The sequence below is a fragment of the Photobacterium panuliri genome (assembly GCF_059920555.1).
Genome location: NZ_CP197192.1, coordinates 2,443,771 through 2,455,347, shown reverse-complemented (window position 1 = coordinate 2,455,347; position 11,577 = coordinate 2,443,771). Strand labels below are relative to the sequence as shown.

Below are 11,577 nucleotides of genomic sequence, written 5' to 3'. Positions count from 1 at the left end.
CTGTACCGTAGAAAAAGATGAGCCGCACATTCCGAAATCAGATGCACAGGCGGAAACTACACTGCCGGTAGAGCGATAAAGGATGACGAAATGACTGAAAAGACAATGACTTTTACAAGTCTATGGGCAAAGAACGGGATATCTTCATCATGGCTGAGGATATGGGGCACGGCCATTATATGGATCGCTTTTCCTGCTATGGCGGCAAAACCGGTGACGCTGGGTATTGTCGAGCAGGTAACAACGGCACCGGTAAGTTGGTACAGCGGCACAGTACATAGTCCGCAGCAAGCCAAATTGAGTATGGAAGCGACGGGGCGTCTAATAACCGTCGCTGATTTTGGTCAAGTGGTTAAAAAAGGGGATGTATTGGCGAAAGTCGATGCCGAGGCGTTGGTACTGCAGCTGAAAATTGAACAGTTGAAGCTAAAAAAAGCCAAGGCATACGTTGAGCACTATGCTGTGGAGCTAAATCGTCTGGAACAACTCGGACGCAACATGAATGTATCGGAGACTGACCGCGACAAGGCCAGCCATGAATTGGCGGTACGTCGGTATGAATTGGAAAATGCCAGATTGCAGGTCAGCTTGTTAAAAGATCAATTAGCAAGAACGACATTGAGAGCACCGTTTGATGGAACGGTCAATACAGTCTACCTGCGCGAAGGGGAATATGTCAGTCGTGGTGAGGCTATGCTGCATTTGGTTAATACCCGTCAGCAGGAGATCCGGTTGCAAGCCCCCATTAGCATTGCGGCGAAATTGGAGAGAAATTCAAGTTTTGTGATCACCGCCGGTGCATTGGAATTTGAAGCGACGTTATCGACAGTCGGGGCCAGCGCAGATGTTAAATCGCGTTTGCTCGAACTTAGGTTGCTGCCGCAAGGGCAGACGTTGGTTATTGGCCAGCCTGTAAGAGTGGCAATCCCTGAACGCTATACCGTGGAGGGGGTAATGGTACCCCATGACGCGATAGTGACTAATGCTCAAGGAAAGGTGATGTTTGTTGTAAACCGTGATGAATCAGAGCAAGCCAGGGTCAAGGCTATCCCGGTTGAAATATTATACGGTGTAGACGGCCATGTCGTAGTCAAAGCCGATGTGGCTATCGGTAAGGAGATTGTGATACGTGGTGCGACGGGCCTGTCAGATGGACAGAAAGTAGAAGTGACAGCGACACGGTCATAACATATTGGTTAATGTAACCTTGCCATATTAGGGCGTTGACTATACGTTATGCCCGATTAGCAAACTATGTATTGGAATAGTAATGAAAACAGTTATTGATAAATTGGCATGGCTTCAGATTGAAAATGGCAAGGTGTTATGTGCTCGCTCAAAAGGCAAATCGACCTATTATATTCCTGGCGGCAAGCGTGATCCGGGCGAGACAGATGCGCAGGCATTGGTGAGAGAAATCAAGGAAGAACTGACAGTTGAGATTAATCCAGAGTCATTGGCGTTCTATGGTGAATTTGTTGCTCCTGCTGATGGCAAACCGGAAGGAACGGTAGTACAGGTACGTTGTTATCAAGCGGATTATATCGGTGATCTGGCACCTGACTCTGAAATTGAAGAGTTAGCATGGCTTGGTTTTGATGATATTGAAAAGTGTTCGGTGGTTGTTCAAAAACTCTTTGTGGAATTGAACCAAAAACAACTTATTTAATACCTATTCGTATGTATTGCTTGTTTTTTGCAATATGAGTGATGTGATTAATATGCATATTGCGTAAATGTGATACAACGAAGCCGCGGCATTAAAAAGCGTTGGAAGCTCTTAAGTTAAACACATTGGTGAGTGGTAACTGCATCAAGAAGAGAACCCGACCATTGAGAGGAGGATGATGTGTCCAAAAGCCATCCTCCTCCATAACAAAAGGGTATCAGTCTATATGCTGAATATGAAATTAATATTCATAGTTGTGTGTATGGAATATATGGGTTGCTAATTGTGACGCTAGATTTGTGTTCTAATAGCAAGGCTAAATCAGTCGCATATTCATAGGCAAGTTCCGTTGACTTAAAGCTTCCTACGCAATAATGACGAAACATACCCATATGAATATTAACAGTTATCTTGGGTAAATCCTCATCAGGATGTCTTTTTACATAACTCTTACTTAATTTACTTTTAATGTTGTCTCGCTCTACTTCTATATAGACAATGTTACGAAATAGCTTTGGCTTTTTTCCTTGCCGGATGGTGTTATTTTGAAAGTTGATGATGATAGGTAGGGTATATCTGTATTGGAGATAGGCGGCGAATATTGCTGGTAAGTAATTAGATGCAAAAAGCAATGCCACGAATTTGGTATCAAAATTAAGGTTAAATCCGCTATCAATAAATATAGCGATCGTAATAAGTAGATAGACTATTGTAGATACTGAAAATATAAAAGGGATAGGCTTTAAACGCTCATGATTGAAAATGGAATAAACAATTGATGACTGGTTGTATGTAATGTTACTCTCGATTTGTTTATTTTGGTATTTTTCTACAAACTCTTGTGGGGTCATGAAAATCTCTAGAGTATTTATTTGTTAAAATTTTATCATTTAAATTCTTATGTTTATACTACTTTCATGTGAAAATACGAAACATGCTAGAGACTCAAATCGTTAAAATAGATCAGGGAAAATCTAATGAATCAACTAAGAGTCATCATTGATCTCGATGATTATACCGCCGGATTGATTGGTGAAATCAAAGCGAATGTTCAGATGGTTCTGAATTTTATTCTCCAGTTACGAGAGTTATGTTGTGGAAAGAGGACAGAGGTAACTCTTCATGCTGGAAGCAATCCCATTCGTTGTTTGTGAGTAAAAAATCGTCATCATGTCCCTACAAGGTATGGCTAGACTACTATACAGCGATTAATTTGTGTGACTAATCAATTATAACTATCAAATTAATAGGTACTAGCACGTTTCTGATGGGTAAAAGTAGGCGTATTGTTCATTCCATAAGTTCAGGTAGCTATAGCGTGTGGTGGATAGTGCCCCGCACAGACGCTGCCAAGAATGCAAGAATCTTCGATAAATCTAATCAAAATAATAAGCGAATTTTTACTTTGTTTGTATTTCGCTGAATAAAACCCACATAGGGAATGGAGTGAACATGAATCAACATGACAACCACACAGGCGGCAAATGTCCTGTAATGCACGGCGCAATGACATCATCTGAAGCATCCAATGTTGCATGGTGGCCCAATGCTCTGAATCTCGACATTCTTCATCAGCATGATACAAAAACCAATCCACTAGGTGCTGATTTTAACTATCGCGAAGAAGTACAGAAACTGGATGTAGAAGCGCTTAAAAATGATGTGAAAGTGCTAATGACAAACAGCCAAGAGTGGTGGCCTGCAGACTGGGGTCATTATGGCGGTTTGATGGTGCGTATGGCATGGCACTCAGCCGGTTCTTACCGTACTTACGATGGCCGTGGTGGTGCTAACACTGGTAACCAACGTTTTGCGCCGCTTAACTCATGGCCAGATAACGCGAACCTTGATAAGGCTCGTCGTCTGCTTTGGCCTATCAAGCAAAAATACGGTAACAAAATCAGCTGGGCTGACTTGATCGTGCTTGCCGGTACTATGGCTTACGAGTCAATGGGCCTGAAAACGTTCGGTTTCGGCTTTGGTCGTGAAGATATCTGGGCGCCAGAAAAAGACGTGTACTGGGGTTCTGAAAAACAATGGCTAGCCACTAGTGATGCAGAAAACAGCCGTTATTCAAATGGCCGTGATCTTGAAGATCCATTGGCCGCGGTAATGATGGGCCTTATCTATGTGAACCCAGAAGGTGTTGACGGCAACCCAGATCCGCTAAAAACAGCCGAAGACATGCGCGTAACATTTGCCCGTATGGGTATGGATGACGAAGAGACCGTGGCATTGACTGCCGGTGGCCATACAGTGGGTAAGGCACACGGTAACGGTAATGCGGCGCACCTAGGTAAAGATCCAGAGGGTGCAGACGTGACTGAGCAGGGCCTTGGCTGGAACAACCACACCTCTCGCGGTATTGGTCGTGATACGGTAACCAGTGGTATTGAAGGCGCATGGACAACCAACCCAACACAATGGGATAACGGTTTCTTTGAGATGCTACTGAACCACGACTGGCAGCTAACCAAGAGTCCAGCGGGTGCATGGCAGTGGGAACCTGTGTCTATCGAAGAGCAAGACAAGCCAGCTGACGTAGAAGATGCCAGCCTGCGTTGTAACCCAATGATGACTGATGCGGATATGGCCCTGAAAATGGACCCAGACTACCGTGTGATTTCAGAGCGTTTCTACAATGATCCTGAGCATTTTTCTGATGTGTTCGCCCGTGCTTGGTTCAAACTGACACACCGTGATATGGGGCCTAAGGCTCGTTACCTAGGTCCAGATGTACCGGCTGAAGAGCTAATCTGGCAAGATCCTGTTCCTGCTGGTCGTACCGATTACGATGTGGCTGCTGTAAAAGCGAAAATTGCATCAACTGATTTGAGCATTAGCGATTTGGTATCGACTGCTTGGGACAGTGCACGTACATTCCGTGGTTCTGACAAACGTGGTGGTGCCAACGGTGCGCGTATTCGCCTAGCGCCACAAAACGAGTGGGCAGGTAACGAACCAGAAAAACTGGCCAACGTATTGTCTGTTCTTGAAGGTATTGCCGCTGAAAGCAACGTAAGCGTTGCCGATGTGATTGTACTGGCCGGTAACCTAGGCGTTGAATTGGCGGCGAAAGAAGCTGGTTTTGATATCGAGGTACCGTTTGCACCTGGTCGTGGTGACGCAACGGCAGAGCAAACCGATGTTGAGTCATTTGCGGTACTTGAACCACTAGCCGATGGTTTCCGTAACTGGCAGAAACAGCACTACGCATCAGCACCAGAAGAAATGCTGCTAGACCGCGCGCAATTGATGGGTCTAACTGCGCCTGAAATGACAGTACTGCTAGGTGGTATGCGCGTTATCGGTGCCAACTATGGCAATAGCACTCATGGTGTGTTCACTGACCGTGTCGGTGCATTGACGAATGACTTCTTCGTTAACCTGACAGACATGAATTACAACTGGAAGCCAACTGGCCGTAATTCTTACGACATCGTTTCTCGTCAAACCGGTGATGTAAAATGGACGGCAACCCGTGTTGACTTGGTGTTCGGTTCTAACTCTATCTTGCGTGCTTACGCCGAAGTGTATGCACAAGATGACAACAAAGAAAAATTCGTGAAAGACTTTGTTGCCGCTTGGACCAAAGTGATGAATGCAGACCGATTCGATCTAGTATAATCATCCCAATAAAAACCCCCGTAATGGCTGAGCCATTGCGGGGTTTTTTTATGTTTTATGCTATGACCTGTCTGTCAATCAGCGCGTATTAATCGGTTGTAAAAAGACTATTTGTGAAATTACATCATAGGGTTGTCTTTATTGATGTGAGGTGAGTTTGAAGTGCTTTGCTTCATGAGTGAGATGCTTCTGAATAATATGTAATTACATGAAATGTAAGGGCTTAGCTGTGAAGGTCATCGAAAAAGTGTTACTAAGTCAATGAATTAATTGAAAAGATTGATTTTGAATCATGACATATTAAAGGGGGTGAATAATATTGGCTGTAGAGAGTCTTCTATATTTTGGAGCTATTGAATGAAGCTGTATATTATTCCCCTGACATTGATGATTTTATCCATGCCAGCTCGTGCTGATGCTGTATTAGATAATTTAGTGAGTTTGGAACAACGATCATCGGAACTGCGTATAACGGCTGTTAAGTGTTATGTTCAAATGACGTTACTCAAGCAAGATGGCTGGGAAACGCCAGCATGTGAAAACTACAAAGAAATGGCAACTAAAGAAGGGGCTGTTTTGCGTGAGCACCTTGAGACCACAACGAAGCAGTTTAGGCTCAAGCAGCGCGAGGGGCTCTATGATTTAGAGCAGAAGACTCAGGCGATGGAATTATTGTTTTCTATTTCTACGCATTTTGAAGGGTTTAAAATGCTGCCCGCCAAAATTGAAAGTCTCCGTCGCGGATAGGTTTATTTGGGAATAGCTCTGATTGGCTTAGGCGCCGCTTGGTTGAAAGCAATAACCTAAGCCAAAGGGGGCAATAGTTAGTCGATCAGCGAGTATTCATCACGTAATATGGCAATGATTTCAGCTTTGGGATTATCACTAAGTTCGATTTTTTGCCCAGTGATCTTTTCGGCTATTGCAGTATATGTTTTAGAAATATCCATAAGTGCGCTGACTGGTAAGTCATTGTCACGAGCGAGGGCAAATCGCTCATCCATACGGTCTTTGTTTAATAGGATATCAGGGTCAGGGAAGTAGTTGAGTAGGAACTGGCGGAAATCTTCTTTGGAGTTCTCAACAATCTCACCATCACGATAGGCCGCGCCATCCCAAATACGCGATGAATCTGGCGTGCCGACTTCATCCATATAAATGAGCTTTTCCTGTCCGGCCGCATCGGTCACGTAGCCAAATTCGAATTTTGTATCAACAAAAATCTGGTCAATTTGGGACAGCGCATTGCTGATCACCTCGAAGCCATCTTGCAGGAGTTTTTCGTAATGGCTGATATCGTCAGGGTGGCTGAAATTGAAGGCGCTGAAGTTGTTTTCTAGATCTTGTCGGGATACGTTGACATCGTCAACTTCGGGGACGCCCGGGATATTTTTGAGGATCCCTTTTGTAGAGGGGGTCATCAAAAGCGATGGGAGTTTTTGATCTTTTTTCAAGCCATCCGGTAGTTCGATGCCGCAGAAATGGCGTTCACCTTGGCTGTATGCACGCCACATGGAGCCGGTGATGTATTGACGGCAGATGGCTTCAACCATCACCGGCTTGGCTTTTTGAACAATCCATACAAACGGGTGGGGGATATCCAGAATATGGCTATCAGCTAGGTTATTGTCTCGGAACAGTTTGAACCAGTGGTTGGAGATTGCATTGAGCGCGGCTCCTTTGCCCGGAACGCCATTTAAGCCGCCCTCGGCATGCCAGATACAGTCGAATGCTGATATACGATCGCTGATGACCATGATAGCGAGAGGGGCATCCGGTTGGACGTTGTAGCCTTTTTCTTTGATCAGACGACGACTGTCTTTTTCTGTCAGCCAGTACACAGAGCGCACTTTGCCGCTATGAACGGGTTTGTCGGTACGGATTGGCAGGTCATCATTAACGGCGAGAACTTGATCGGCAAGGCTCATGGCGAATTCCTATTTCGGTAAGTGGACGAAGGTAAACCGGTGTCAGTCGGGCTTATTCATGCGGAAGTGTTGCTCCGCAGCCTTTCGATGCCTGCGATAATATCAGAAGCTAATTCGGCTTGCAGCCATAAAAGCAAACGTTTGCGTAAATTTATTTTCCAAGTTCGGGATAATGGCTCCAGCGGAATGTTCAAAAGGCTATTTTCTATTCGGTGAGCGCTGTGGGTTTATGGCAAAATAAACGGCTCTTTGACAGTGATTGGCAAACAATGACCCGCTATACACCTGAACAAACCGAATTTATTCACCACGGGGCCGGTAATGCACTTTGCATTGCTGGTGCTGGCACGGGTAAGACGACAACCCTGGTGGGCTTAATTGGCCAGAAGCTACAGCAACTTCCTGCACAAGAGATGCTGGTCTTGATGTTCAACCGGGATATCCGCGGGGATTTTCAGGAAAAACTCCGCAGTAGCGGGATCAACCAACCGGTGTCAGTACACACGTTCCATAGTTTTTGCCTGAAGTTTCTCAATCAATCGGGATTTTTCAGGGAAACGGGTTTCAGGGTAGATTTTCAGAGCGGGGAAAGTGACAAGTCGCTGGTTAAGTTGATCTTGCGCGAATTTTCCGGCAAGGAAACGACCTATATCCGCCAGCAAATGATCAAAGATCCAAAGACCATTGAGTTGCTGCTTAGCTTCATCGGTTTGGTAAAGGCCTATATGTTGCCGCCTTACGAGGTTTTCAAACTGGCTGATATCAATCGGGACTACCTGTTTATTATCGATTGTTACGAGGAGTTCGAGCGTCGCCGAAAGGAACTCAAATTATTGTTCTTTGATGACTGGCTGGTGGAGAGCGTGAAGTTGCTCGAAAGCAACGAGGCTATTCGCGCGCGCCTGCACCAACGATGCAAATTAATCGTGGTGGACGAGTTTCAGGATATCAATACTGCCCAATACCGGTTGCTAAAACAATTATTAGGCCCTCAGGCTCAGATATTGGCCGTGGGTGATGTGGATCAGTGTATCTACAAGTGGCGGGGAAGTGCCCCGCAGTTCATGCTTAATTTTGAGCAGGATTTTGCGCCGGCAACGGTTTATACCTTGTCGCAGACTTTTCGCTTTGGCCATAGTCTGGCATTGGCTGCCAGCCACCTTATTGCCAATAATAAGCAACGATTCAGTGATTTTATAACCACCGCGACGCCTGAAAGCCGTGATACCAAAGTGGTTGGCTGTGGCTCATCTCGTCAGGTTGGCGAGATTCTTCAGTCGGTCAAAGACTATATCGATCAAGGTGGTAATCCGTCGGAGATTGCGATACTGGTTCGTCGCTGGTCGCAGACGCTGTTGTTCGAACTGGCCTTCCTCAGCAAGCAGTTGCCTTATCATATGCCGGTGCCATCCGTGCTGGCCCATAGTAAAGAAGTGTCGATGCTTATGGCATTGATGTCGTGGGCGACGGGGGGCTATGACGAAGCCGATTCGGGTAAGCGTTCCGTCATGTTATTCAATTTCAATAGTTACCCTCATTGCTATGTGCCGAACAAGACCCTGAAACCGCTATGTGAGCAGTTGGCTGGCATGGAGCCTGGCCAGTGGCTGACGTTTATCCGTCGTTATGAGAAAGCCAACCCCTCATTGAAATTGGAAACGTTTGTAGAGCGTTTGGATTTGTTGTTGAGGCTCAAGAAAAAAAGCAGTTTCAAGGCCCATGAGGTTTTCCGTCAGTACAGGAACGAAAGCGGCCTAGATAGTTGGATCTGGAAAACCGAAGCGACGGCCAGTGAGATAGAAGAAGCCATCGAGCGGTTGGATAGCGTTGAAACGGTGCTCGACAATATGGATCAGAACTGTAAACAGGCACTGCAATATTTTGAGTATTATACCTATCAGTCAGGGGTGCATTCGGCTCAGCAGGATGACACGCAGCGGCAAAATGGCGTGCAGTTGACAACCATATTTCGAGCAAAGGGATGTGAGTATGAGCATGTTCATTTACCGTTTTGGGATAAGGATGCTTTCCCCTATATCAGAATGGGGGGTAACAGTGTCGGGGCCGATATCGAAGAAGAAAGGCGTTTGGCTTACGTGGCGTTGACGCGCGCCAAGAGGCAAGCGGTTATTTATCACACTGAACCCGAGAGGCCTGCCGGCAAGGCGACGAATGCGAGCCGCTTTGTTGCTGAAACCAAGTTGGCAATTGCCGCCGAGTTGGGGCCTGCCTTGTATCAGGTAGGGGACTTGCCCTCTTATTCAAGCCCTGTCGCTGAAGCATATTGTCGCCACCTGGGACGGGAAGGGGATATCAAAATAGATGAACGTTCGCCATTGGCGAAAAAGACAAGGGTCGATAAGGGTGAGCGGAAAAGCGCCAAGCGCGGTGTTGGGCAAACAGGCGATGAGCCTGATGAATACAGTTACCAGTGGGCACTGCGGCAACCCTTGCCGGAAAATGGCCTGAAGGTCGTTCAAGCAATGACCCGTAGCAAAACGGCGAAATATCTCGATGGGGAAATCAGCCGTATTTTGCGTGAGCTAAAAACAGCGGATAAGGCCAAGCAGTCGGTGTTGGTCAACCGCTTAATCGCCACCTCGTATGCCAGAAGTCAAGTCAGGCGATAAAGTATCCCGTTATATTGTGTCGAGAATGAACAAAGCCCCGTAAAGGGGCTTTGTGGTGTTAGCAAGAGGTGTTATTCAAGATCTGGAAATCAGTAGTACTCGATCCCTTCGCCTTCTTTGATTAGCGTACCCGCTTCGTTAGTGATGATACGGTCTAGATCAAACAGGGAGCCGATAGCAGCATTGCCGCGACCAGAGTTCACGAATTTGCATACAGCGTCGATCTTCGGTCCCATAGAGCCCGCAGGGAACTGGAACTGTGACAGACCTGCTGGTGTTGCTACCTTCATTTCTGCCTGATCCGGTTTGCCGTAGTTGCGGTAGATTGATCCGTCAGTCAGGATGATGAATAGATCCGCGTCGATCACTTCAGACAGAAGTTCGGCAGTAAGATCTTTGTCGATCACACACTCAACGCCAGTTAGATGATTGCCGTTCTTGCAAACAGGTACGCCGCCGCCACCGCAAGCAATAACCACATCACCAGCATCAAGCAAGGTTTCGATCTGCTGTTTTTCAATGATGGATTTTGGTAGTGGTGACGGTACAACACGACGGTAGTACTCACCATCTGCTTTGAAGATCTTGTCGCTTTCAGCCATGATCTCTTCAGCGCGCTCTTTAGTATAAACCGGGCCTACAAATTTCGTTGGGTTGGCAAATGCCGGGTCATCGGTGCTGACTTCTGTTTGGGTTACCAGTGTTGCGATTGATAGTGTAGGGTCAATGTTGCGTAGCTCTTGCTGAAGCATGTAGCCAACCATGCCGCAGGTTTGAGAACCCAGTACATCCATTGGGTATGGTGTAGTCTGTGGTGAGTACTCTTGGTAAGCCGCATTCTGTTCCATTAGCAGGCCAACCTGTGGGCCGTTGCCGTGTACAATCACGATTTCGTGTTTTTGGGCAATAGCGGCAATGCTTGCAGCTGCTTTTACAATATTTTCGCGTTGGTTTTCTGCAGTTAGGGCTTGTCCGCGAGCTAATAAGGCATTCCCGCCTAGAGCTAGTACTATGCGCATGATCGTATCTCCATTATATTTTTATGCCCAAGTTACATGCTCGTTGAAACGAGCTTTATAAAGTTTCTTGGGTCTATATGTTCACTATTATTAGGTGGCGCTAGATTAGGGGAAAAATACATTAATAAATGTGACATTATTCAAATCATAATACTAATTGCTTAATTCGCAGCGTGAATATAGCGTGTCATTTTTAGATTATTATTCTCGGTTTCCATATTAGATTATTGATAATGAAAAACAGGATGACGGGGGCTGTCAGACGTTAGATGGATGCTTGCTAATAGCGAAAATTGTAATGATTTTATCAGGAATCAATGAACTATTTAGATAGCGATTCTATAAAAGTGAATAGAGTTCCACGTGTTTAGAATATAAATAATTCATGGTAGATCACAGTTTTTATTTTAGAGGTGGCCATTGGGGCCTGCAGTTGGAGAGTCGCTGGGTGACAGAAGGTTGTGTGACCAAACCTATACACTCACATCATCGCGGCTGAGTCTCGCCCCACAGGGCTAGAGCGGTCGATGAGAACGCAATAGTGCTGTATTTCTGAGGATGACTCTGGGAAAATAGGAGACTTACTCCTTGCTATGCATGCTATCGATAGTGTGATGTTTCGAATGATGGTGGTCTATAACCATGGTAATGCCTGGTTTGACGACTGAAATATAATAGTATCATTATATATATTATTGTTTTAA

General features: G+C 45.7%; 8 protein-coding genes. 5 read left to right on the top strand and 3 right to left on the bottom strand.

Annotated features, from left to right (window positions below; translation table 11 throughout):
- Nucleotides 1-90 precede the first annotated feature (90 nt).
- Nucleotides 91-1,188 (top strand): efflux RND transporter periplasmic adaptor subunit, encoded by a 1,098-nt coding sequence (locus ACSF8X_RS11340; RefSeq protein WP_500849986.1) that lies wholly within the window; start codon nucleotides 91-93, stop codon nucleotides 1,186-1,188.
- A gap of 82 nt (nucleotides 1,189-1,270) precedes the next feature.
- Nucleotides 1,271-1,669 carry an NUDIX hydrolase gene (locus ACSF8X_RS11335; RefSeq protein WP_500849985.1) on the top strand — a complete coding sequence of 133 codons (399 nt, stop codon included), beginning with the start codon at nucleotides 1,271-1,273 and terminating at the stop codon, nucleotides 1,667-1,669.
- Nucleotides 1,670-1,917: 248 nt separating this feature from the next.
- Here the strand turns inward: ACSF8X_RS11335 and ACSF8X_RS11330 are convergent, their stop codons facing one another.
- Nucleotides 1,918-2,520, bottom strand: coding sequence for a hypothetical protein (locus ACSF8X_RS11330; protein WP_500849984.1), 603 nt, complete (start codon nucleotides 2,518-2,520; stop codon nucleotides 1,918-1,920).
- 601 nt (nucleotides 2,521-3,121) lie between these two features.
- Here ACSF8X_RS11330 and katG point away from each other — a divergent pair.
- Both katG and ACSF8X_RS11320 read left to right on the top strand, forming a co-directional pair.
- Nucleotides 3,122-5,296: a catalase/peroxidase HPI gene (gene katG / locus ACSF8X_RS11325; protein WP_500849983.1), complete on the top strand. Its 2,175-nt coding sequence runs from the start codon at nucleotides 3,122-3,124 to the stop codon at nucleotides 5,294-5,296.
- Between the two features lie 357 nt (nucleotides 5,297-5,653).
- The gene (locus tag ACSF8X_RS11320; protein ID WP_500849982.1) at nucleotides 5,654-6,043 is read left to right on the top strand and encodes a hypothetical protein; all 390 of its coding nucleotides are present in this window, start codon (nucleotides 5,654-5,656) and stop codon (nucleotides 6,041-6,043) included.
- Between the two features lie 77 nt (nucleotides 6,044-6,120).
- Here ACSF8X_RS11320 and ACSF8X_RS11315 read toward each other — a convergent pair whose 3' ends face one another.
- Entirely contained in the window at nucleotides 6,121-7,224 is a 1,104-nt protein-coding gene (locus ACSF8X_RS11315) for a phosphoribosylaminoimidazolesuccinocarboxamide synthase (protein ID WP_047876977.1), read from the bottom strand.
- Between the two features lie 269 nt (nucleotides 7,225-7,493).
- On the opposite strand from ACSF8X_RS11315, the gene ACSF8X_RS11310 reads away from it, so the two are divergent.
- Nucleotides 7,494-9,854 (top strand): ATP-dependent helicase, encoded by a 2,361-nt coding sequence (locus ACSF8X_RS11310; protein WP_500849981.1) that lies wholly within the window; start codon nucleotides 7,494-7,496, stop codon nucleotides 9,852-9,854.
- Nucleotides 9,855-9,943: 89 nt separating this feature from the next.
- On the opposite strand, the gene ACSF8X_RS11305 is transcribed toward ACSF8X_RS11310, so the two are convergent.
- A complete protein-coding gene (locus ACSF8X_RS11305) occupies nucleotides 9,944-10,873 on the bottom strand; it encodes a carbamate kinase (protein ID WP_047876975.1) in 930 nt (309 codons plus the stop codon).
- Nucleotides 10,874-11,577: the final 704 nt, after the last annotated feature.